The organism is Amycolatopsis taiwanensis DSM 45107 (assembly GCF_000519205.1).
Classification (GTDB): domain Bacteria; phylum Actinomycetota; class Actinomycetes; order Mycobacteriales; family Pseudonocardiaceae; genus Amycolatopsis_E; species Amycolatopsis_E taiwanensis.
Map to the genome: position 1 here is coordinate 211,703 of NZ_JAFB01000010.1, position 22,311 is coordinate 234,013.

The 22,311-nt window shown below is 70.3% G+C and carries 23 protein-coding genes and 1 pseudogene; 16 read left to right on the forward strand and 8 right to left on the reverse strand.

Going from position 1 to position 22,311, the window contains the following annotated elements:
• Window positions 1-292: 292 nt before the first annotated feature.
• From A3CU_RS0110455 to A3CU_RS0110475, 5 genes are read left to right on the forward strand one after another with little or no spacing between them, the layout of a single operon-like run.
• Entirely contained in the window at window positions 293-1,282 is a 990-nt protein-coding gene (locus tag A3CU_RS0110455) for a DUF7847 domain-containing protein (protein WP_027942241.1), read from the forward strand.
• Window positions 1,283-1,308: 26 nt separating this feature from the next.
• The gene (locus A3CU_RS44300) at window positions 1,309-1,944 is read left to right on the forward strand and encodes a DUF4129 domain-containing protein (RefSeq protein WP_245616979.1); all 636 of its coding nucleotides are present in this window, start codon (window positions 1,309-1,311) and stop codon (window positions 1,942-1,944) included.
• On the forward strand, window positions 1,941-3,089 hold the full coding sequence (locus tag A3CU_RS0110465) for a DUF4350 domain-containing protein (RefSeq protein WP_052371616.1): 1,149 nt from the start codon (window positions 1,941-1,943) through the stop codon (window positions 3,087-3,089). The genes A3CU_RS44300 and A3CU_RS0110465 overlap by 4 nt, the downstream gene beginning before the upstream one ends.
• Window positions 3,086-4,039: an AAA family ATPase gene (locus A3CU_RS0110470; protein WP_027942243.1), complete on the forward strand. Its 954-nt coding sequence runs from the start codon at window positions 3,086-3,088 to the stop codon at window positions 4,037-4,039. The genes A3CU_RS0110465 and A3CU_RS0110470 overlap by 4 nt, the downstream gene beginning before the upstream one ends.
• Window positions 4,040-4,079: 40 nt before the next feature.
• Entirely contained in the window at window positions 4,080-5,375 is a 1,296-nt protein-coding gene (locus tag A3CU_RS0110475) for a DUF58 domain-containing protein (protein WP_027942244.1), read from the forward strand.
• Between the two features lie 111 nt (window positions 5,376-5,486).
• On the opposite strand, the gene A3CU_RS44305 is transcribed toward A3CU_RS0110475, so the two are convergent.
• The 3 genes from A3CU_RS44305 to A3CU_RS0110490 all read right to left on the reverse strand — a co-directional run bounded on the left by A3CU_RS44305 (window position 5,487) and on the right by A3CU_RS0110490 (window position 7,137).
• On the reverse strand, window positions 5,487-5,750 hold the full coding sequence (locus tag A3CU_RS44305; RefSeq protein ID WP_043840913.1) for a hypothetical protein: 264 nt from the start codon (window positions 5,748-5,750) through the stop codon (window positions 5,487-5,489).
• A gap of 16 nt (window positions 5,751-5,766) precedes the next feature.
• Entirely contained in the window at window positions 5,767-6,018 is a 252-nt protein-coding gene (locus A3CU_RS44310; protein WP_052371618.1) for a hypothetical protein, read from the reverse strand.
• A 111-nt stretch (window positions 6,019-6,129) separates the two neighbouring features.
• Window positions 6,130-7,137 carry a stage II sporulation protein M gene (locus A3CU_RS0110490; protein ID WP_027942245.1) on the reverse strand — a complete coding sequence of 336 codons (1,008 nt, stop codon included), beginning with the start codon at window positions 7,135-7,137 and terminating at the stop codon, window positions 6,130-6,132.
• Window positions 7,138-7,161: 24 nt separating this feature from the next.
• On the opposite strand from A3CU_RS0110490, the gene A3CU_RS0110495 reads away from it, so the two are divergent.
• From A3CU_RS0110495 to A3CU_RS0110515, 5 genes and pseudogenes are all read left to right on the forward strand, one after another.
• Window positions 7,162-8,007 carry an RDD family protein gene (locus A3CU_RS0110495; protein ID WP_027942246.1) on the forward strand — a complete coding sequence of 282 codons (846 nt, stop codon included), beginning with the start codon at window positions 7,162-7,164 and terminating at the stop codon, window positions 8,005-8,007.
• Window positions 8,008-8,246: 239 nt separating this feature from the next.
• Window positions 8,247-9,533 carry a M16 family metallopeptidase gene (locus tag A3CU_RS0110500; protein WP_027942247.1) on the forward strand — a complete coding sequence of 429 codons (1,287 nt, stop codon included), beginning with the start codon at window positions 8,247-8,249 and terminating at the stop codon, window positions 9,531-9,533.
• A gap of 93 nt (window positions 9,534-9,626) precedes the next feature.
• The gene (locus A3CU_RS0110505) at window positions 9,627-11,012 is read left to right on the forward strand and encodes a M16 family metallopeptidase (protein WP_027942248.1); all 1,386 of its coding nucleotides are present in this window, start codon (window positions 9,627-9,629) and stop codon (window positions 11,010-11,012) included.
• The gene (nudC, locus tag A3CU_RS0110510) at window positions 11,009-12,013 is read left to right on the forward strand and encodes an NAD(+) diphosphatase (protein ID WP_027942249.1); all 1,005 of its coding nucleotides are present in this window, start codon (window positions 11,009-11,011) and stop codon (window positions 12,011-12,013) included. Before A3CU_RS0110505 ends, nudC begins: the two co-directional genes overlap by 4 nt.
• A 237-nt stretch (window positions 12,014-12,250) precedes the next feature.
• A pseudogene (locus A3CU_RS0110515) lies at window positions 12,251-12,614 on the forward strand (FAD-dependent oxidoreductase); the annotation flags it as partial.
• Between the two features lie 96 nt (window positions 12,615-12,710).
• Here the strand turns inward: A3CU_RS0110515 and A3CU_RS0110520 are convergent.
• Window positions 12,711-13,553, reverse strand: coding sequence for an alpha/beta fold hydrolase (locus tag A3CU_RS0110520; RefSeq protein WP_027942251.1), 843 nt, complete (start codon window positions 13,551-13,553; stop codon window positions 12,711-12,713).
• Window positions 13,554-13,689: 136 nt separating this feature from the next.
• On the opposite strand from A3CU_RS0110520, the gene A3CU_RS0110525 reads away from it, so the two are divergent.
• Window positions 13,690-14,289, forward strand: a complete 600-nt coding sequence (locus A3CU_RS0110525) for a PadR family transcriptional regulator (protein WP_027942252.1) — start codon at window positions 13,690-13,692, stop codon at window positions 14,287-14,289.
• 199 nt (window positions 14,290-14,488) lie between these two features.
• Entirely contained in the window at window positions 14,489-15,400 is a 912-nt protein-coding gene (locus tag A3CU_RS44315; protein ID WP_052371620.1) for a cobalamin biosynthesis protein CobD/CbiB, read from the forward strand.
• Here A3CU_RS44315 and A3CU_RS0110540 read toward each other — a convergent pair.
• The 4 genes from A3CU_RS0110540 to A3CU_RS0110555 all read right to left on the reverse strand — a co-directional run bounded on the left by A3CU_RS0110540 (window position 15,294) and on the right by A3CU_RS0110555 (window position 18,789).
• Window positions 15,294-16,172 (reverse strand): SURF1 family cytochrome oxidase biogenesis protein, encoded by an 879-nt coding sequence (locus A3CU_RS0110540; protein WP_027942253.1) that lies wholly within the window; start codon window positions 16,170-16,172, stop codon window positions 15,294-15,296. The genes A3CU_RS44315 and A3CU_RS0110540 overlap by 107 nt on opposite strands.
• A gap of 154 nt (window positions 16,173-16,326) precedes the next feature.
• Window positions 16,327-17,184 (reverse strand): fructosamine kinase family protein, encoded by an 858-nt coding sequence (locus A3CU_RS44320; protein ID WP_043840877.1) that lies wholly within the window; start codon window positions 17,182-17,184, stop codon window positions 16,327-16,329.
• On the reverse strand, window positions 17,181-17,645 hold the full coding sequence (locus A3CU_RS0110550) for a low molecular weight protein-tyrosine-phosphatase (RefSeq protein WP_043840878.1): 465 nt from the start codon (window positions 17,643-17,645) through the stop codon (window positions 17,181-17,183). Before A3CU_RS0110550 ends, A3CU_RS44320 begins: the two co-directional genes overlap by 4 nt.
• A 259-nt stretch (window positions 17,646-17,904) precedes the next feature.
• Window positions 17,905-18,789, reverse strand: a complete 885-nt coding sequence (locus A3CU_RS0110555) for an alpha/beta fold hydrolase (RefSeq protein ID WP_027942255.1) — start codon at window positions 18,787-18,789, stop codon at window positions 17,905-17,907.
• An 87-nt stretch (window positions 18,790-18,876) separates the two neighbouring features.
• Between A3CU_RS0110555 and A3CU_RS0110560 the strand changes: the two genes are divergently transcribed.
• The 4 genes from A3CU_RS0110560 to A3CU_RS0110575 are packed head-to-tail and all read left to right on the forward strand — an operon-like array spanning window position 18,877 to window position 22,277.
• Entirely contained in the window at window positions 18,877-19,497 is a 621-nt protein-coding gene (locus A3CU_RS0110560) for a TetR/AcrR family transcriptional regulator (protein ID WP_245616981.1), read from the forward strand.
• Window positions 19,498-19,536: 39 nt separating this feature from the next.
• On the forward strand, window positions 19,537-20,385 hold the full coding sequence (locus A3CU_RS44325; protein WP_052371621.1) for a Nif3-like dinuclear metal center hexameric protein: 849 nt from the start codon (window positions 19,537-19,539) through the stop codon (window positions 20,383-20,385).
• 3 nt (window positions 20,386-20,388) lie between these two features.
• Window positions 20,389-21,126: a zinc ribbon domain-containing protein gene (locus A3CU_RS0110570; protein WP_027942257.1), complete on the forward strand. Its 738-nt coding sequence runs from the start codon at window positions 20,389-20,391 to the stop codon at window positions 21,124-21,126.
• Window positions 21,127-21,149: 23 nt separating this feature from the next.
• Window positions 21,150-22,277, forward strand: a complete 1,128-nt coding sequence (locus tag A3CU_RS0110575) for a bifunctional RNase H/acid phosphatase (protein WP_027942258.1) — start codon at window positions 21,150-21,152, stop codon at window positions 22,275-22,277.
• Window positions 22,278-22,311 lie beyond the last annotated feature (34 nt).

Below are 22,311 nucleotides of genomic sequence, written 5' to 3' on the forward strand. Positions count from 1 at the left end.
TTGGCCGGGGCGCTGGGTACTCGGCGGGTACGTCATCGGCAGCCAGCATAGCCACGGAGATCACGACTTGGCTGCCGACCGGCGTGCCCGGGCTGGCCGGGCACAGGGGGTCTGCGAGAGTGGGCGGCAAGAGCGAGACCGGGAAGGCAGTGTCAGGCCCGAGAATCAAGGTGGTCGGCATGCGCGCCCCGAAGGTCCGTTATCGGGCGCCATGGTCGAGGATGGAACCTGGTCTTGGACTCCAGCGCCGCGTCGACACGATCGCGGTCGCGCGCAAACACGCGGAGGAACAGTGAGCGACAACGGCGGTTGGTCGGATCCGAGCCGTCAAGGAGACCAGCAGAAGCCTTCGCCGGGCTGGCAGGCACCGCCGCCTTCGTTTCCGCAGGCACCCGGGTACGGCTCTCCCCGCGGTTACGGAAAACCCGGCGTGATCCCGTTACGGCCATTGAGCGTGGGCGAGATCCTCGATGGCGCGATCAACACGATGCGCCGCCATCCCGGGCTGACCTTCGGCGTCTCCGCGATCGTCGCCGTCATCGAGGCCGCGCTGAGTCTCGGCGCCTCGATCTGGCTACTCAGCGAGATGGGACCGATCCCGCCGCAGCCCGGTCCGGCGGCGACGCCACAGGAGGCGTTGGACTACGCGTCCGCGGTCCTCGGCCAGACCGCGGCAACGCTGGGCGTGACCCTCGTGATCACCGTGCTGATCCGGACCTTCCTGACCGGGTTCATGACCGTCGTGGTGGGCAAGGCGGTGCTCGGAAAGCCGATCACGTTCGGCGAGGCGCTGGGCGAACTGGCGCCGCGGCTGCCGGCACTGCTCGGCGTGACCGTGCTCTACACGCTGATGGTCGCGGTCGGCTCCGTGTTCTTCCTGGTTCCCGGTATCTGGCTGTACGCGTTGTTCAGCCTCGCCAGCCCGGCACTGGTGCTGGAGCACGGCCGCGTGGGGCAGGCGCTGAACCGGTCCCGGTTGCTCGTCCAGGGCTCGTGGTGGCGCGTGTTCGGCGTCCTTCTGCTCACCGGTGTGTGCGCCACGGTCATCGCCTTCGTCATCCAGATTCCGTTCAACCTGTCGGCGGGTGTCGGGGGCGCGGACATGGCCGAACTGGGCAGCGCCTCCATCGGCGTGCAGCTGCTTTCCAGTGCGGGACAGGTGGTCGCGCAGACACTGGTCGCGCCGTTCGTCGCGGGTGCCACCGCGCTGCTCTACATCGACCAGCGGATGCGCAAGGAGGGCATGGACATTCAGCTGGCCCGCGCGGCGGGCGCGGTGTGATTCCCGGCTGGCTGGCGGATGTCCCGGTGGTCATCGACCGGGACGACGCGCGGCGTGCTGCCGAAACGGAGTTGTCCGGCTACGACTACCAGACGGCGCAGCCGAACGTGGTCGTGCGGGCGTTGACCTGGCTTGGCCGGCAACTGGACAGGTTGTTCACCGCGGCGTCGAGCGTCACCCCGGGCGGGGCGCTGGGACTGCTCGTGTTGCTGGCCGTCGTGGTGCTGGTCGTGGTGGTGATCCGGCTTCGCGTCGGCAAGTTCGCGCGGGCGGGCCGGGTTCCGCGTGCGGTGTTCGAGGGCCACGTCCGCCTGGCAGACGACTACCGGCGTGCCGCCGAGGAGGCCGCCGCGGCCGGCGACTTCGCCGGTGCGGTGCGGGAACGGTTCCGCGCGATCGTGCGCGAGCTCGAGGAAACCGGCGTGCTCGAGGAGATGTCGGGTCGCACCGCCGACGAGGCCGCCCGGGAGGCGGGGCGGCACCTGCCGCATTTCCGGGACGAGCTGCTCGGCGCCGCGCGGCTGTTCGACGCGGTGCACTACGGCGGGCAGCAGGCATCCATTGTGGACTATGAGCGGCTGGCGGCGCTGGATCGCGGAGTCCACGCACTCGGGTCAGGTCGCGGAAACCGCGGTGCCTCCCTTGCGGAGGAAACAACATGAGCGCTCCGCACACCAGCGAGGCCGGCGCAGGCCCGCTGTCCACCCCGACCTCGCCGGATGCCAAACGGGTCTGGCGGGCCGCGCGGGCGCCGATCTTCATCGCGGTCGTGATCCTGCTCGGCGCGAGCCTGGTGTTGCTCATCCGGGGCGACACGAGTCACGGCGACCTCGATCCCGGCTCGGCGGAGCCCGGCGGCTCGCGGGCGCTGGCGAACTTGCTTACCCAGCAAGGCGTGCGCGTCGTCGGAGTGCGGACGTTCGCCGACGCCGAGGCGGAGCTCTCCCCGGACGCCACCTTGCTGGTCACCGGGCCGGGCCTGGTCGAACCCGGGCGCCTTGCCGAACTGCGCAGCCACGCCGGCGAGGCGGTACTGGTCGGCGCGCGGCAGCAAACCCTCGACGCGGTGCTGCCCGGCGTCTCCACGATGCCGGAGTCGGACGTGGGCGTGCGCTCGCCGGACTGCACGGTGGCCGCCGCGGTCGCGGCCGGTGACGTGCTGCTCGGTGGCGTCGGCTACCAGGCCCATCAGTCGGCCCGGGGCTGTTACGCCGGCTCGCTGCTCCAGGTCGGCCGGACGACCCTGCTGGGCAGCGGAGCCCCGTTGACCAACGAAAACCTCGCCACGGAGGGCAATGCGGCGCTGACCATGCGCTTGCTCGGCAGGAGCGCCAAGCTCGTTTGGTACCAGCCGGCATCCGGTGATCAGAGTGCGGGGTTGGCGCAGCGATCCTTCCTCGACCTGGTGCCGCGCGGCTGGCTGTACGGCGCGGTCGAAGTCGGCGTAGCGGCCGTGTTGTTCGCACTGTGGCGGGGCCGGCGGCTCGGGCCGGTGGTCGCCGAGCCGTTGCCGGTGGTGGTGCGTGCCGCCGAAACCGTCGAGGGGCGGGCACGGTTGTACCGGCGGTCGCGATCTTCCGCGCACGCCGCGCACATCCTGCGGCAAGCCGTGGTCGACCGGTTGCGCCCGACGCTCGGGCTGGGCGCGGCAGCCGAACCCGCCGCGGTGGTGTCCTCGATCGCCGCCCGGTCAGGCAGGTCGCCCGCCGAGGTCGGGGCGCTGCTGTACGGTCCCGCACCGGGGGATGACGCTTCACTGGTCAGGCTTGCCGACGAGCTCGACCGGCTAACGAGGGAGGTACGTTGACAGACGACGCGCGGAACGCGTTGATCGCGTTGCGGGGCGAGGTCGGCAAGGCGGTGGTGGGCAACGACGCCGCGGTCACCGGGCTGATCATCGCGCTGCTGTGCCGCGGGCACGTGCTCGTCGAGGGCGTGCCGGGGGTCGCCAAGACCCTCCTGGTGCGCACGCTGGCCACGGCGCTGGCGCTGGAGACCACCCGCGTCCAGTTCACTCCCGACCTGATGCCGGGAGACGTCACCGGCTCGATCGTCTACGACGCGCATTCCGGGGAATTCTCCTTCCGGGAGGGCCCGGTGTTCACCAACCTGCTGCTCGCGGACGAAATCAACCGCACTCCACCGAAGACGCAGGCGGCGTTGCTGGAGGCGATGGAGGAGCGGCAGGTGTCGGTGGACGGCAAGCCCCGGCCGCTGCCCGACCCGTTCATCGTGATCGCCACCCAGAACCCGGTGGAGTACGAGGGCACCTATCCGCTGCCCGAGGCGCAGCTGGACCGGTTCCTGTTCAAACTCACCGTGTCGCCGCCCGAGCGCGAGGAAGAGATCGGGATCCTCGCGCGGCACGCGCAGGGCTTCGATCCGCGGGACCTCCAGGCCGCCGGGATCCAGCCGGTGGCCGGACCGGCGGAGCTGGCCGCGGCGCGGTCGGCGGTCGCCGGGGTCACGGTCGGCCCGGAGGTACTCGGCTACATCGTCGACCTGTGCCGGTCCACCCGTTCCCTGCCGTCGGTGCGGCTTGGGGTCTCCCCGCGGGGCGCGACGGCGTTGCTCGCGGCGAGCCGGGCGTGGGCGTGGCTCACCGGGCGCGAGTACGCGACCCCGGACGACGTGAAGACACTGGCCCGCCCCACCCTGCGGCATCGGTTGGACCTGCGACCGGAGGCCGAACTCGAAGGCGTCACGGCGGACGGCGTCCTCGACCGTTTGCTGGCCACCGTCCCCGTGCCGCGATGATTCTCCGGTCGGTGTCCACAGTGGACATGTTGGAGTAGCGATGGCGATCACCGGACGGGTCGCGGCGCTCGCGCTCGTCGGCATCATCGTGGTGGCGCTCGGCCTGCCATCGTGGACGGGCGTGCTGTCGGTGCTCGCCGTGCTGGCCCTGGGCGTGGTCGTCGATCTCTTGCTGGCGGGCAGCGTGCGGGCGCTGGTTTTCACGCGCCGGGGCGCCACCTCGGTGCGGCTCGGAGAAGCGGTCGAGGTCACCTTGTCGGTGGCCAATCCCGGCTCGCGGCGGGTCCGCGGCGTGCTGCGGGACGCCTGGCCACCGAGTGCCGGGGTGGCACAGGAGCGGCAGCGGGTCTCGGTGCCGGCGGGCGGGCGTCAGAACTTCACCGTGCGGCTGCGGCCGACGCGGCGCGGCGACCGGCAGGCCTACCGGGTCACGGTCCGCGCGGTCGGTCCGCTCGGTCTGGCGGCTCGGCAGGGATCGCATCAGGTGCCGTGGACGGTGCGGGCGTTGCCGCCGTTCCACAGCCGCAAGCACCTTCCGTCGCGGCTGGCCCGGCTGCAGCAACTCGACGGGCGCCAGGCCGCGCTCGTGCGGGGCGAGGGAACCGAGTTCGACTCGCTACGGGAATACGTGATCGGCGACGACGTCCGGTCCATCGACTGGCGGGCCACGGCCCGCTCGACCGACGTCATGGTGCGCACCTGGCGGCCCGAGCGAGACCGGCACCTGCTGCTCGTGCTGGACACCGGGCGGACCTCGGCGGGACGCGTCGGGGACTCGCCCCGCCTGGACGCGGCGATGGACGCCGCACTTCTGCTGGCCACGCTCGCGTCGCGTGCCGGCGACCGGGTCGACTTCCTCGCCTACGACCGGAGGTTGCGGGCCAAGGTCACCGGAGTCTCCGGGGCAGACCTGCTGCCTTCTCTGGTGGACGCGATGGCGCCGCTGGAGCCGAGCCTGGTGGAGACCGACGCCCGCGGCATGGTCGCCGAGGTGCTCCGCCGCGCGCGCCGCCGCTCGCTGGTCGTGCTGTTCACCGGCCTGGACGCAGCGCCGCTGGAGGAAGGTTTGCTGCCGGTCCTGTCGTCGCTGACCGCTCGCCACCGCCTGCTGCTGGCCTCCGTCGGTGACTCCCGCGTCGCCGAGATGGCACTTGGGCGCGGGGACGCGGAGGCGGTCTACGACGCGGCCGCGGCGGAGCGCGTCCTCGCCGAGCGGCGCCACGTGACCGGGTTGCTGGCGGGCCGCGGTGTCGAGGTCGTCGACGCCGTTCCCGGGGAACTGCCCCCGGCCCTCGCCGACCGCTACCTCGCCCTCAAGGCCGCCGGCCGCCTCTGACCCAACTGCCCCAGGTGCCTCAGTGGTCACCTTGGTTTTGGAGCAATGAGTGTTTGCTACGGATGATCCGTAGCAAATCCACCTTCCTCCAAAACCACCGTGGCGCCAGGATCAGTTCGTGGTGATGACCAGGAACAGGCGTCGGTTGATGGTTTCCATCACCGACGCCGAGACCTCGCCGAGCTGTTCCGCCAGGCACCCCTTGGGCACGTGGTCGAGCCGCGTGTAGGCGATCCGCATGCCATCGGTCGCGACCACCTCCAGCGGGTTGGCCCGGTCGACGACCTCCATGGTGATGACATACGGCACGTCGGCCAGATCGTTGAACATGTCGCCGCTGTAGACCAGCACCCGCCGTGGCTTCGGGCCCGCCACGGTCCAGATCTGGCCTCTACGCGGCCGAGTGGTCACGGTCGAGTTCGGTGCGCCACTCCTGGCGGTGGCGGAAGTCCTCGGTCGTGCGGGCGACCTCTTCCGGGTGCTCCTTCCACCACTGGTTCGTCTTCTCGCACAGCTGGCGGAAGGCCTCGCGCTCCACCGCCGCAACGAGCCAGGCGTGCACGGGCATGCCCGCTTCCCCGGCGAGCTTCCTGATCTGAGCGTGCGTGTCCTCGGAGAGAGTCAACGCCTCGCGCTTCACCATCGCGCCACTATAGGACGGGTCCCGGCGCCGTACCGGGAAGATCAACGGCGTGTCGGACCGGCGCGAGTACCGTCATTTCTCCGCACCACGGCGCCGTCTGGGGCAAGCAGTCTAAGCGCTTTCGGAAAGTCTGTCGTCGCGGTAGCGGGCGTCCATGTCCCCGGTGTACCCCGCCCGCGCGGCCCGGCGGCCGACCACGAAAACGTAGACCAGGAACGCGGCTTCGGCGGCCACTCCGAGCCCGATCCGCGCCCAGGTCGGCAGCGGGGACGGCGTCACGAACGCCTCGATCGCACCCGACACGAGCAGAACGCAGGCCAGCCCGAGCGCCATCGCGGCTGCCGTCCGACCCTGCCGGGCGAGCGCGGCCGCCCGGGACTCCCGGCCCGGGTTGATCACCGTCCAGCCCAGGCGCAGCCCGGTGCCCGCCGCGACGAACACGGCCGTCAGTTCGAGCAGTCCGTGCGGCGTGATCAGCCCGAGGAAGATGTCGAGCCGGTTGGCGGAAGACATCAGACCGGCGCCCACGCCGAGGTTGAGCGCGTTTTGCCACAGCGCCCACAGCACCGGAATGCCTGCGGCGACCCCGAGGAACAGGCAGGTCGCGGCGACCCAGGCGTTGTTCGTCCAGACCTGGGCGGCGAAGGAAGCGGCCGGGTTGCTGGAGTAGTAGCTCTCGTACCCGCCACCCGGCTGGGTCAGCGCGCGGATCTCCTCGGGCGCGGCGATGCTTGCCTGGACCTGTGGATCCGTGGCGATCCAGGCGCCCAGCAGCCCGCTGACCACGATGGTAACCAGCGCCGCGGCGAGCCACCAGCGCCGGTTGAGGTAGACGGCGGCCGGAAATCGGCGGGAGAAGAACAGACCGACCTCGCGCCATGCCGGGTTGTGGCTGCCCGTGACCGCCGACCGCGCTCGCGCGACCAGCGACGAAAGGCGGCCCAGCAGCACTGGGTCCGGGGCGACCGAGCGCACCATCGACAGGTGCGTCGCGCTGCGCTGGTAGAGGGTGACGAGTTCGTCGGCTTCCGGACCGTGCAACGGGGCTCGCCGGTCCAGCAGTTCGGCGAGCCGATCCCATTCGGCACGATGGGAAGCGACGAACACGTCCACGTCCACGAGCGACCACATTACAGTTAACGGGTGTCTGCCGAACCCGAACTGGTCACCGGCGAAGCGGTTGTTCTCGACCTGCGCATAGCGCGTCTGGCCAGCCGTGGCGTGGCCGCTGCCCTGGACGCGCTGATCCAGTTCGCCGTGCTGCTCGCGGTGTTGCTTTCGGAGGCCCTGGCGGGCGTGGACGACCCCGCGCAGGCGGCCGCGATCCTGCTGGGTGTGTTCGTGCTGGTGCGGGTCGGCTACTCGACGCTGTTCGAAACGCTGGGCCGGGGCCGCAGCCTGGGCAAGATGGCGCTGGGCCTGCGCGTCGTCCGCGATGACGGGGGGCCGATCCGGTTCCGCCACGCGCTGACCCGCGCGCTGACAGGCGTGATCGTCGACTTCGGGCCGGTACTGGTGTGGAGTGTCGTGGCCGTCGTGGTGTCACTGTGCTCGGCGAGGTCCAAACGCGTCGGGGACTTCCTGGCCGGCACCGTGGTGATCCAGGAGCGCTCCCCGGACACTGCCGCACCCCAGATGTTCCCGATGCCGCCCGCGCTCGCGTCGTGGGCGGGACAGCTCGATCTGTCCGGGCTGACCGACGACCTGGCGCTGGCCATCCGGCAGTACCTCGCCCGCTATCACCAGTTGCGCCCGGAAGCACGAGATGCGCTCGGTCACGATCTCGTCTGGGAAGTGGCCGGCCGGATCGGCGCCTCGCCGCCGCACGGGGTCCCCGGCTGGGCCTACCTGCAGGCGGTGCTGGCCGAGCGGCGCAACCGTGCGGCCGGGCAACCGCCCGTTCCGGCCATGCCGGTTGCGCCCGCCTCGCCCCCGCAGGCTCCGCCGCCTCCGCCGGCCGCTGACCACCCCTTCACTCCGCCCGCCTGAGCGTGGACGCCGTGACCAGGCTTTTCGTCCGGCGCCCGGTGGTCCGCGTTTCGTAGCAAATCCACCTTGCTCCACTACGCGGCCCCTCTGGCGCAGCCGTGCCTCCGCTGGAACCGCCGGCGCGGCGAACCGCTCGAGCGCGAGGGTGGCCCGGCCGGTCGAGCACTTCCCGGTGAAGATCGACGCTGCCCACCACCGTCCCCGACAAAGAGGTTCGCATCGCGGCTACGCTCGTAGCCATGGCCGCACCCGAGAATCTTCGCCTCACCCTGGACAACGGCCTGCGGGTCGTGCTCGCGCCGGACGGGACCGCTCCCGTGGTCGGCGTCGCCGTGCACTACGACGTGGGCTTCCGCTCGGAGCCCGAAGGGCGCACCGGATTCGCCCACCTCTTCGAGCATCTGATGTTCCAGGGCAGCGAGAGCCTGGAGAAGCTGGCGCACTTCAAGCTCGTGCAGTCCAGCGGCGGCACGTTCAACGGGTCCACGCATCCCGACTACACCGACTATCACGAGGTGTTGCCCGCGGCGGCCCTGGAGCGCGCCTTGTTCCTCGAGGCCGACCGGATGCGGGCACCGAAGCTGACGCAGGAGAACCTCGCCAACCAGATCGACGTGGTGAAGGAGGAGATCCGCCTCAACGTGCTGAACCGGCCCTACGGCGGGTTCCCGTGGATCCTCCTCCCGCCGGTCCTTTACCAGACGTTCCCGAACGCGCACAACGGGTACGGCGACTTCACCGATCTCGAGCAGGCCACGCTGGACGATTGCGCGGCCTTCTTCGACACCTACTATTCGCCCGCGAACGCGGTGCTCACGGTGGCCGGTGACTTCGAGCCGGACGCGGCTCGCGAGCTGATCGAGAAGCACTTCGGTGACGTGCCGCACCGGCCTGCCCCGCAGGCACGCTCCTTCGCCGAGCCGCCGCCGGCCGGGGAGATCCGCGGAAGCCACGCCGACCCGCACGCGCCCCTGCCCGCGCTCGCGGTCGGCTACCGCATGCCTGATCCGATCAACGAACTCGATGCTTATCTGGCCAACCTGGTACTGGCCGGCGTGCTCACCGACGGCGACGGCTCCCGCCTGCAGCAGCGGCTGGTGCACCGCGAGCCGCTGGTCACCGACATCGGCGCCGGCGCGGGCCTGTTCGGCCCGTTCGAGGCACGTGACCCGGACACCTTCTCGGTCACGGCGATCCACGCGCCCGACGTCGCGCCGGAGCGCATCCTCAGCGCGCTCGACGAGGAACTGGACAAGCTCGCCACGACCCCACCCGACGCGCGTGAGCTCGCCAAGATCACCGCGCGCTGGAGCGCGAGCCTGCACTCCGAGCACGACCGCCTCGTGTCCAGGACGCTCGGGCTCGGCGCCTTCGAACTGCTCTACGGCGACCCGTCGCTGATGTACCGGTTGGCCGACCGCATGGCCGAGGTCTCCGCGGAGGACGTCGCGTCCGCGGCGAAGGCGTTGCGCCCGGATTCGCGGGCCGTGCTGGTCGTCGAGCCCGCCGGGACGGGCGGAAACTGACGTGACCGAATTCGTGGTGCGCGCCCGACGTGGCCGGGCGGCTGGTTCCGCTGCCGTGCGGGACGCCGGAAAAACCGCAACGGAGGAAAGCAAGTGACTTCGACGACCCACCGCAGCGCGGCGGAGATCGGCCGGACCGAGCGTGGACCGCGGGCGGTGCCCGTGCTCGGCGCTCAGCGCGCGGCCGCGGACCTGTCCCATGTGGACACCGTGCTGGGCAACGGGCTCCGCGTGCTCGCGGTGCGCAAGGCGAACGTGCCGATGGTCGAGCTGCGGCTGCGCGTTCCCTTCGGTGGCACCGAGCCGCTGCACTCGGCCACCGCCGAGGTGCTCGCCGAGACGATCCTCACCGGCACCGCGCGCCGGGACCGGGTCGAGATCGACACCGAACTCGCGCTGATCGGCGGTGAACTCAGGGCCTCCGTGGACCCGGAACGGCTCGCCTTCACCGGCAAGGCGCTGGCCAGCGGGTTGCCGACCCTGCTGGACGTGCTCGCCGACGCACTCACCTCGGCGTCCTATGTGGACGACGAGGTGAGCCGGGAGGCGGCCCGGCTCATCGAACGGCTCGCCGTTTCGCGCACCCAGCCGCGGGTGATCGCCCGCGAAGCGCTGCTGAAGCACAGCTACGGCGACCACCCCGTCACCCGTGAGGTGCCCCAGCCGCAGGACGTCCGGCAGGTGACGCCGGAATCGGTCCGGGCGCTGCACCACGCCGCGGTGCTGCCCCGCGGCTCGGTGCTGGTGCTCGTCGGCGACATCGACCCGGACCAGGTGGTCGGCGACGTCGAAAACGCCTTGCGCGGCTGGGCATCCGAGCGTGCCGCCGCGGCTCTGCTGGAGCTTCCTGAGTTGTCCGGCGGGGAGATGCTGCTGGTACCGCGCGCGGGCGCCGTGCAATCGCAGATCAGGTTGGTCGCGGCGGCCTTGCCTCGCACTGACGCGCGGTACCCGGCGCTGCAGTTGGCGAACCTGGCGTATGGCGGCTATTTCTCCTCCCGGCTGGTGGAGAACATCCGCGAAGACAAGGGCTACACCTACTCCGCGCACTCCGGTTTCGAATTCACCGGTTCCACCGCGACCGTCGGGGTCGACGCGGACACCGCGAACGAAGTGACCGCCGCCGCGGTTCTGGAGACCCGTTACGAACTGGGCCGGCTTGCCCTGGTGCCGCCGGATGCCGACGAGATCGAGTCGGTTCGCCAGTACGCGGTCGGTTCGCTGGTCATCGCCACCTCCTCCCAGGCCGGTCTGGCCGGGCAGCTGTCCGCGCTCACCGCGAGCGGGCTCGGCGTCGAATGGCTGGCCGCGCATCCGAACCGGCTGGCCGCCGTCACCGCGGAAGAGGTCGCGCAGGCGGCGCTGGACTTCTTCGCCCCGGCGCGGTTCACCGGTGTGGTCGTGGGCGACGCGGAAAGTCTCGCGCCGAAACTGGCCGCGATCGGCGAGTTCACCGTCGGAGAAGCCGGCCCGAAATGACCGCGCCGTTCCAGCTCGGCAGGCTGCCCACGTTGTCACGGTCCACTGTGGATCGTCAGGAAACGTTGCGGACCAACCCGGAACGCCTGCGCACCCGCTGGGTGACCGCAGAAGTGCTGCTGCTCGACCGCAAGCTCCGCACGCCGGTACGGGAAGGGGAATCGTCGCTCGCCACGCGCAAGGCGGTGATGTTCGGCGACCTGCCGCCGACGGACGCGTTGTTCCTCGGCGAATGGGAGGGCGTGGACTACTGGTCGTTGCCCGGTGAACCGGACGGTGAGCCCGTGCTGGTGCCGGTCCGGGGCAGTTGGGGAGTTCGGGAGGAGATCCCCAAGGCCGGCGACGAGCTGTGGGTGGACCTGCGCGCGTACGGCGACCAGTTGGACGACAGGTCGGCCGGACTGTTCACCACCGCGCAGGCGTTGCGGAACTGGCACCGGCAGGCGCGGTACTGCGCCCGGTGCGGCGGCCGCACGGAGCGGCTGCAGTTCGGCTGGGCGACGCGGTGCCAGTCGTGCGGCCGGGAAGAATACCCGCGCACCGATCCGGCGATCATCTGCCTGGTCCACGACGACATCGGCCTGAACGGTGAACACGTGCTGCTCGCGCGCCAGCCGGTGTGGCCACCCGGGCGGTACTCGGTGCTCGCCGGATTCGTCGAGGCGGGGGAGTCCCTGGAAAACTGTGTCACGCGGGAGATCCGCGAGGAGGCCGGCGCCGAAGTATGGGACGTGCGCTACCTGGGCAGCCAGCCGTGGCCGTTCCCGCGCTCGATCATGCTCGGTTTCGCCGCGCGCGCCGACGCGTCCCGGCCGCTCACCCCGGCCGATGGGGAGATCGAGGACGCCCGCTGGGTCCCGCGCGCCGATGTCCGGGCCGCGTTCGAGGGTGCCGGGGAGGCCGTACCCCTCACCGGCGGCGGCACCATGATCCTGCCCGGCACCTCGTCGATAGCGCGGGTCATGCTCGAAGCCTGGGCCTACGCCGACCCCGGCGCCTGACCCAGGCCGGCTGCCGCTTTGTGAAGCAAGGTGGATTTGCTACGAAACACCCGCGCGGCACCCACCGCCGCGCGACCGGACCCGCAGCGCCATGGCGACTCCGGGCCCGGGGCTATCCGTAGCAAATCCACCTTCCTCTCGTTAGGGCCCGTTTAAAAGGCTGCGGTAGTCGCCCCGCGAGAAGCTCCCCAGGTACGCGAACGGAAGTGCTGGCACGTCGCTGGACGGGAGTCTCCGATCATCGGTGCCGGCCCTCGGCGGCCTCACGCTGGCCCGCGTCCTGCACGTCCACGGGATCCCGTCCACGGTTTACGAGGCGGAGTCGTCCCCGATGGCACGCGTGCAGGGCGGGATGCTCGACATCCACGACTACAACGGGCAGCTCGCCGTCGAGGCGGCCGGCCTGATGGACGAGTTCCATGGCCTGATCCTGGAGGGCCGCCAGCAGCTGCGGCTCGTCGACCGGGACGGCACGGTCCTGCTCGACAAGGCCGACGACGGCACGGGTGGCCGCCCCGAGGTGCAACGCGGTGAGCTGCGACAGATCCTGCTCGACTCGCTTCCGGCCGGCACCGTCCGGTGGGGCCACAAGGTCAGCGGCACCGCCGTTTCCTCGAACATCCCGTAAGGCCTGCGACCTCAGGCGGTCATCGATGAACTGCTCGAGATGCCCGACAGAGGCCTGACAGGTGAGGTTCTACCGTGTCGGGCTGCGCGACAAGATTGCCTGGTGGAGTACTCGGGCGAATCCTTGCGGATGTGTGGCATATCCCGGGTGTCCACCCGGGAAGACCACGGGCTGTTGGTCCAGCGCGGCAGCGAGTGTGAGCCCGGTGTCGTGGGCGAGCTGTCGCCGTGATGCTGCGCCGACCCCGATTGCGATGCGGTCGTGGAGGTTTCGCAGGGCCTCGAGATCGGGAAGACAGTCCCCGATGGGCCCCATCCGGCGAGCGATGAAGAATTCGAAATTGCCTTGCATCCGGGTCAGCTTGGCCTGCATGGCCGTCGCCCCCGCCTCGCTCTCGAAGGGCGGCTCATCCGAACAGGCCGGTCCGCCGAGCCCGGCCCCGACAGCGAACGCCTGTTGCGCGGCGTGCAGTCCCTGTTCCCGGTAGGCGTCGACGACGCGATGTAGGAGGTCGCGCCGGGGATCATCGACCGGTAGCAGGAGAACGGCAGGAGGCTCGTGGGCGATCACCGAGGCCACTCGGTCGGGACGGCGGGCGGCGAGCGCGAGCGCGATCTGCGCACCGGCGCTGGTGCCGAAGACGTGCGCCATGGCATCGGTCACCTGCGACAGCACGCACAAGGCATCGGCGACCTCGGTCTCGATCGTTACCTGATCGACCGGATGGTGCAACCGGCTGCGCGATATGCCCCGAGTGTCGTAAGTGACGACCGTGAAGTGCCGGGCCAGAGCCTCGGCGACGCTGCCGAAATCGCGGCCGTCGTCCGCGCCTCCGGCAATGAGCAGCAGGGTCGGGCCGGAACCGGCCACCTCGTAGTACAGGTCGGCACCGGGAACAGTCAATGTAGCCATCGCTGGCCTTGCCTTTCGTCGGTTCGGACTGGAAACACGCGGTGCCCTCACCGCGTCCAGGATGTTCTGATCTTGGTCAGGGTATAGTCGCATGCGACTAATTGTCTACGTATAGTTGTGGAGAACTATGAAGGGAATGGCTCCGAAGCAGCGCAAGGTGGCCAATCCGCTGGCGTTGTTCGTGTTGGCGGAACTCATGCCCGGGCCGACGCACCCGTACGAACTGGGCCGTCTGCTGACCGAGCACGGCAAGGATCGGAACGTCCGCTATACCCGCAGCTCGCTGTACACGGTGGTGAACCAGCTACTCAAGGCCGGTTTCATCGCCGAGCAGGAGACCGTCCGCGACACTCAACGTCCCGAGCGGACCATCTACACGATCACCGAAACCGGTCGCAGCGAGCTGCGTGACTGGCTGCGCGAGCTTATCGCCACACCCCGCGACGAATACCCGCAGTTCGTCTCCGCCCTGTCCCTGCTGATGGTCCTGCCACCGGACGATGCGATCGACCTGCTAGGCAAGCGCTTGGCGATCCTGCACCACAAGGCCGAAGCCGCGCGCGCGGAACTCGATACCGCCGCCGTGAACGGGATCGAGTGGATATACCTGGTCGACGACCAATACCGCCTGGCCGCACTCGACTTCGAGCGACAGTTCGTCACCGGGCTCATCGACTCCCTGAAAGACCCCGCATATCAGCGGAAATGGCACGAAATGGCGAAGGGCATGGCATGAGCGACCCACTCCCGCCGCGCGGTGCACCTGCTGTCCGACGCCACACCCGAATGCACCGGCACGTCGTTCGTCGAGGTCTACCTGTTGATCAACTTGTTCGTCGGGTTCACCAAGGGCAAGCAGACCCCCTGAGCGTCGCCTTCGAAGAGACCCCAGGGTGACCGAGGCCACAGAGGGGCCGGGCGCTAACCTCCTTCAGGTGAGTGCGGCACGAGCGATCGGACTGCTGCTGGGGGCGGCCGCGGATGAAGCGATCAGCGGATCCAGGCGGGTCGAGCGCCTGCTCGACGGCAAGTCCGGACTGTTGCTGGCGGGAGCGGCCCTGGCGGCGGGCATGGGTGTCGAGCGGGCCGGCCGGACCCGCCCGGTGCTGCAGGCGTTCGGCACGGCCGTGGCCACCTGGGCCGTCCTGGGTGGCGCGGGCCTGGCCACGAACGGCACCAAGCTGGCCCGCGACCTGGAGGAGGGCGAGCTCGAGTCGGCGCGGGCCAAGCTGGCCGAACTCGATACCCGCCGGACCGACTCCCTGGACGTGATCGGGCTCTCGCGCGCGTCGGTCGAGTCGGTCGCACAGCACACCTCGCACACGGTCGTCGGCCCGCTCTTCTGGGGCGCGGTCGCGGGTATCCCCGGCATGGTCTTCTCGCGCCTGGTCACCGCGCTGCGCGATCGCGCACGCGTGTTCGCCCGGTTCGGCGCCATCGTCGACCTGGTGCCCACGCGGTTCACCGCCGCGCTGACCGTCACCGGCGCGCCGGTGGTCGGCGGCTCGGCGAGCGGTGCCTGGCGGGCATGGCGGCGCGACACCATCGCGCATCCCAACCCCAACGAAGGACGCGTCGAAGCGGCCTTCGCGGGCGCGCTGGAGATCCGGCTCGGCGGTCGCACCGTCTATCCGCACGGCGTCGAGGAGCGGCCGGTGCTGGGTGACGGGCGAAACCCCGACGCCGGCCATGTCACGCGTGCGGTCGAGCTGTCCCGGGTGATCGGCTGGCTGACCGCGCTCAGCTCCGCGGTTCTTGCCGCCCTGCTGGAGGTTCGCCGGTCTCGCCGGCGTGGTCTTCGTCGTCTTCGGCGAGCATCTCTGCGACCGACTTGCGCCGCCGACTGACCCGCTCGCGACTACCCATCTCGGCCAGCACCCCGCCAGGCTTGAGTTCGCGCACGGTGAAATAGCCCAGCCCGGCGAGCGCCATCACCCCGAACGCGATCCACTGCAGCGCATAGGAGAAGAACGGTCCGGAATCCAGTTGGGGCAGCGGAAGCGCGTTGATGACACCGGGCTGGTTCTGCTCCAGCTGGAAGTAGCCGGGCCGGATGGGCAGTCCGCTCGATCGGGCCACGACCCGCGAATCCACGACGTAGCTTTGCAGCTTGCCGCCGGTGGAGGCGTCGGCGAACGCGTCCCGGTTCTTCGGGTCCGTCTCGTCCTGCCGGATGCGCGCCTCGACCTGCACGGTCCCGGCGGGTGCGGCGGTATACGGCGGAACGCTCATGCGGTCTCCGGGGCTGAGGTACCCGCGGTCGACCAGCACGACCTGGCCGTCCGTCGTGCGCATCGGCGTGAGCACCTCGAACGCCGGCTGCCCCTGCACGGTTCGCAGGCGGGCGACAACCTCGTCTTCGGGCAGGTAGGTCCCGGTGATCGTGACCCGGCTCCATTCGGTCTGCGTGGACGGCGCGGCCCCCGGCGGAAGCACGCTGTCCAGCGGGCGAGGAGCCGCGGTCAGGGATTTCTGGATCGCGTCGTTCTGGGCCGTCCGCTCGGCGTTTCGGCCGAACTGCCAGGGTGACAGCAGGTAGAAGCAGGCGAAGGCGAAGGCGAGCACGCCCAGTACCAGGGCGATCCAGCTCGGCCGGAGCAGGAACTTGAGCGTCTTCAAGGAAAATCCCGAGCCGGCGCGGGTCTCCGTGGTGTGCTCAGGAGCGGCCGCCGGCTGGTCCTCGCTCTCGACGGCACGCCTCGTACCGGTGAGCTCGCGTCGCGCGCTCACCGGTCACCTCGAGATTGTCCTGTTGCCCGGCCGTGCACGACCTCTACGTTAGGCGCAACACCTTTCGTGCGGCGCTCAGGGCCTGTCCTGCGTAGCCGCCCCCGAACACGGCGGCGTGCATCAGCAGCGGGAACAACTGGTGCAGCTCCACACGGTCGCGCCAGCCGTCCGCCAGCGGCCTTTCGGCGCTCTCGGCGTAGGCGCCGAGAAACCGGTCGAGCAGGGGAGCCCCGAACAGTTGCAGCATGGCGAGGTCACCCTCGCGGTGCCCGCCGTGCGCCGCCGGGTCGATGAGCCAGGCCTGACGGTCCGACCAGTGCACGTTCCCGTTCCAGGCGTCGCCGTGTAGCCGGGCGGGTGGCTCCGGCGGGCCGGCCAGTCCGGGGAGCCGCTCACACACCCGGTCGAAGATCGCGACCTGGCCCGCGGTGAAGAGTCCCTGGTCCACGCACATGCGGACATACGGCTCGATGCGCTGCCGAGCGTAGAACGAGGGCCAGTCCGGATGGGACTCGTTGCGCATCGGCGCGACGCCCATCCACGCACCGGCCGGGCCGCCAGGTGGTGGGCTGCCGAACGCCGGTGCGCCGCGCAGATGCACCTTCGCCAGCCCGCGGCCGAGTTCCTCGGCGGCTTGCTTCGAGGGGGCGCCGGGCGGGATGTACTCCAGGACGATCCATTCGTCGTCGTGGCCGTACACGGTGGGAACCGGCACGTCGCCGTGCTCGCCGAGCCAGCGCAGCCCGGCTGCCTCGGCCGCGGTTGCGCCAGGACCCACGCCGCGTTTGGCGACGACGGCCTCGCCACCTTCCAGTGAAGCCACCGAGATCGATCCGCCGCGCGGGCTTACCCGGGCGACCCGGCCACCGTGCAGCCGCTCGATGGCCTCTCGTGCGTTCACAACCGCTCGCGGACCCAGTCGAGCAGGCCGGGCATGGTGCGCTCGATCATGGCGAGAACCTCGTCGAAACCCCCATCACCGCCGTAGTAGGGATCGGGCACCTCGGCGCCCGGCCCCGCCGCCGGGTCGAACTCGCGCAGCAGCCGGACGCGCTCGGGGTCGTCCACCTTGTGCAGCAGGCTGCGCAGGTGCCCGGAGTCGGCGGCGAGCAACAGGTCAGCCGTGAGATGGTCGCTGTCGACCTGGGCGGCGACATGCTCCCCGCCATACCCGTGCGCGGCGAGCGTGGCCCGCGCCCGGGAATCTGCCGGTTCGCCGACGTGCCACGGGCCGGTGCCCGCGCTGGTCACCCGGACCTGCCCGGCCAGCCCCGCACGCCGCAGGTGCTCGCGGAACACCAGCGCCGCCATCGGTGACCGGCAGATATTGCCCGAACAGACGAAACAGAGGTGGATGCACATTTTGGTTCTCCTCGGTGCCCTGGCGTTCACCCAACCAACACGGAAGCCAGAAACATGACCACCGTAGCCATGCACGGAGGCCACCACCGAACGGCCTTGCGCCCGGCGCGGAGCACTCGGCATCACGGAAGGAGAGTTCTCGGTGCCGCGCATGGTGGAGCAAGGTGGATTTGCTACAGATAGCCCCGCACCGAAGACCGCCGCGGCCGCCCCGGTACGTCGCCAAGCTCCTCAACCAGTTGCCCGGCTATCGCTCGTCCTAGGGATGGGCATCCCAGTGGCGGAGTAGCGCGGTGGTGAGTTCGCCGGCCCGCTCGTCGGGAAAGAACAGCCGTGCCCCGTCGAGTTCGACGACCTCGGTGGCGCCGGGGATGGTGTCGCGCAGCCAGTAGGCCCAGTTTCGGGAGAAGAACTTGTCGCCCGTGCCCCACACGATGAGGGTGGGAACCTCCAGCCGGGTCAGAGCGGGCTCCACGGCGAGTAGGTCGCGGGCACGGATGGAAGTGAACATGCGTAGGTTCCGGCGGGTCCGCTCTCGGTCGGCGAACAGCGGTTCGAGCCAGGCGCGGGCAATGTCGTCGGGCAGGCCGGCGGGATCCTGGTAGCCGGACCGGTACATGCGTCTGCGGGCTGCCGGCGTCTGCACCCGCCTCGGTCCGAGGCGGGCGATGAAGTCGAGGCGGGTGGCTTGGTCGGCCCGAGCGAGCCAGTACGCCAGTCTCGACCCTCGGGGTGGCACGTTGTCGTGTGCCTCGCAGTTGGTCAGGGTGAGGGTGTGGAGCCGGTCGGGGTCACCGGCCGCGAACACCTGGGCGATGGCGCCGCCGGTGTCGTTCGCGACCAGATCGATGTCGGTGAGGCCGAGCGCGTCGCAGCAGTCGGCGACGAAGCGAGCCAAGCTCGGCAGGGAGAAGTCCCGCCTGTCAGCGGCGGGGGTCTGGCCGTGGAGCGGAAGGTCGATGGCCACACAGCGGCGCTCGGGAAGCCGGTCGAGCACGTTGCGCCACAGATAACTGCTGGTCAGTAGTCCGTGGACGAACACCGCCGGCCTGCCAGGGCCGCCCGTGTCGAGGCAACTGGCCGGCCCGGAGGGAGTATCGATCTCACGGCGGTGGAGGTCGAGATGTTGCGTCGTGGCAGGCATCAGCTTCCCCTGTCGAGGTCAGGTGTAATCTGCAGGCCAAAGACCGACTGTCGGTCTAACTTTTACAGACCGACAGTCGGTCTGTCAATGATCTCCGGGACGGCGATGAACAAGAACGTGGAACGAGGCAAGACGACCCGGGCGCAGCTGATCGAGATCGCCAGCCGCCTCTTTGCCTCCCGCGGCTACGACCGCACTTCCATCGACGCGGTGCTGGCCGAGTCCGGCGCGAGCCGCGGGTCCCTCTACCACCACTTCAAGAACAAGGAAGCGCTGTTCCTGGCCGTGGTGAAGGACGCAAGCGCTCGAGCCAGCCGGCCTGCGGCAGAAGAGATGCGTGCCGCGCCCGATTCGCTCGCGGCCTTGCGCGTCGGTTGCCTGGCCTGGATCCGGCTCGCGGGTGATCCCGCTGTTCGGCAGATCGTGCTCATCGACGCGCCCGCCGTGCTGGGTTGGCAGCGGTGGCGCGCGCTGGACGAACAAGGCCCGCTGGGAACAATCAGGGGGCTGTTGGCCGACGCTGCCCACGACGGCGGGATCGAGCCACACCATGTCGACGCGTTCGCGCGCATCGTGCTCGCCGCACTCAACGAGCTGTCCATGATGGTCGCCCACGCCGAGGACCGCACCAAGGCGCTGGCCACGGCCGAGAGCGCGGTGGAAGAGTTCCTCGACCGCCTCTTGGCCCCGGTCGTTCATGCCGGGTGAACCCGCGTGCCGCCGGAGATGAGATGCGAAGATCCGGGTATGCCCACCCTTGCCGAGATGATCAGCAGTCTGGAAGCCGCCTACCCGCCCGAGCTGGCGGAGAGCTGGGACGCCGTCGGACTGGTCTGTGGTGATCCCGCCGAGGAGGTAGACCGCGTCCTGATCTGCGTCGACCCCGTCACGGCCACTGTGGACGAGGCCTTCGCGCTCGGCGCCCAGCTAATTGTCGCGCACCATCCGCTGCTGCTGCGCGGTGTGCATGGCGTCGCTGCGGACACCGCCAAGGGGCGCCTGGTCCACCGCCTGATCCGCGGCGGCATCGCGCTGTACTGCGCACACACCAACGCCGACGCGGCGAGCCCCGGCGTTTCGGACGCGCTCGCCGAAGCGATCGGGCTGCGCGTACTGCGGCCGCTCGCCCCCCACCCCGACGGCGCGACCGGCATCGGCCGCATCGGCGAACTGCCCGAGCCGGAGCCGTTCGCCGCATTCGTCCATCGGGTGGCGGACGCACTGCCGGAAACGGAGCCGGGTGTGGTCGGCGCCGGAGACCCCGACCGTCTCATTAGGACAGTGGCGGTGTCAGGTGGGGCGGGCGACTCCTACCTCGACGCCGTACGTGTCGCCGGAGTCGACGCGTACGTAACGGCCGACCTGCGCCACCATCCGGCCGGCGAGCATCTCGAGGCGGGCGGGCCCGCGCTCGTCGGTGTCACGCACTGGGCCAGCGAGTGGCCCTGGTGCGAGCAAGCCTCGGCGGTTCTCCGTGCGGCCTTTGCGGGTAACGTCGAGGTTCACGTGTCCACACGCCCCACCGATCCCTGGACGGTACGTGCCGGGGCGAAGACCGGGAGTGGGCAAAAGCGACTCAGCGTCAAGGGAGAATGACCGGTGAAGGCAGAACCCGCCGTCCAGCGTCAGCTGCTCGAGCTCGCGAAGGTGGACGCCGAGTTGTCGCGCGTCGAGCACCGCCGCCGCACGCTGCCCGAGCTGGCCGAGATCGGCGACGCCGAGAAGACCCTGCGGGAACGGCGCGACGCGCTGGTCTCGACCCAGACCGCCGCCTCCGACCTCGACCGCGAGATCACGCGGCAGGAGAAGGAGGTCGAGTCGGTCCATGCCCGCGGCGACCGGGACAGGAAGCTGATGGAGTCCGGTTCCGTGGCGGCCAAGCAGATGACCGACATCCAGCACGAGCTGGACACGTTGAGCCGGCGGCAGACGGCGCTGGAAGACGACCTGCTCGAGTTGATGGAACGCCGTGAGGCCCTGGAGATGGACGCGCGGCACACCGGCGCCGAGGTGGACAAGGCCGAGGAGTCGCTGGCGGACGCGAAACGTCGCCGGGACGAGGCCCTCGCCGACCTCGACACGACCCAGGCCCGCCGAGCCGAGGACCGGGCCAAGCTGCTGCCCAAGTTCGGCGACGACCTGCTGCGCCTCTACGAACGGGTGCGGGAGCAGAAGGGGATCGGCGCGGCGCTGATGAAGGCCCGCCGGTGCGGTGCCTGCCAGCTGGAACTGGACCGCAGCACGGTCGCCGAGATCAAGGCGGCGCCGGAAGACGAGGTTGTGCGGTGCGACAACTGCGGCGCCATCCTGGTGCGGACCCTGGAGTCCGGCCTGTGACCCGCTCGGATGCGCCGCGGCGCGTGATCGTCGAGGCCGACGGCGGGTCGCGCGGGAACCCCGGGCCGGCCGGGTACGGTGCGGTGGTCAAGGACGCCGAAACCGGGGCGGTGCTGGCGGAAAGCCAGGATGGGCTCGGGATCGCCACCAACAACGTCGCCGAGTACACCGGCCTGATCGCCGGCCTGCGTGCGGCCGCCGAGCTCGGCGCGTCCACTGTGGACGTCCGGATGGACTCGAAGCTGGTCGTCGAGCAGATGTCCGGCCGCTGGAAGATCAAGCATGCGGCGCTGCAGCCGCTCGCCTTGCAGGCGCGCGATCTCGCCGCGCGGTTCGAGCGGGTGCGCTACGAGTGGATTCCCCGGGCGCAGAACGCGCATGCCGACCGCCTCGCCAATGAGGCGATGGACACGCAGGCGGGCAAGGCCACCAATCCGGCTGGTGCGAAGGCCCGACCGGCACCGGCTCAGGGTGCGCCCGGCGCCACCGCGTCGGCGACCCGGTGGAGCGGCGCCCAGGGGCGGCCGACCAGGATGCTGCTGGTCCGGCACGGCCAGACCGAGCTTTCCATCGACCGGCGCTACTCCGGGCGGGGCGACGTGGCGCTGACCGAGCACGGCCGGGAACAGGCAGCCGCCCTCGCCAAACGTCTCGCCGCGCTGCCGGGCCTGGCGGCCGGTGGGGAGGTCGCGCCGATCGTCTCCTCGCCACTGACCAGGGCGAGGCAGACGGCGCAGGAGATCGCCGACGCGATCGGCGGGCGGGTCGAGACCCATCAGGGACTGCTGGAGACGGACTTCGGTGCGTGGGAAGGGCTGACCTTCGCCGACGCGGCCCGCCAGGATCCCGAACTGCACGCCCGGTGGATCCGCGACACCTCGGTGGCGGCACCGGGCGGGGAAAGCTTCGACGTCGTGTACGACCGGGTCCGCGGGGTCCGCGCCGACCTCGTGGCCGCGCATGCCGGCCGGACCATCGTCGTGGTCAGCCATGTCACGCCCATCAAGTCGCTCCTGCGGTTAGGCCTGGATGCGGGCCCGTCGTTGCTGTTCCGGATGCACCTCGACCTGGCCTCGCTGTCGATCGTCGAGTTCTACCCCGACGGCAACGCCTTGGTCCGCCTCGTCAACGACGTCTCCCACCTCAGCTGAGTCCGCCCGCGTTGTGGAGGAAGGTGGATTTGCT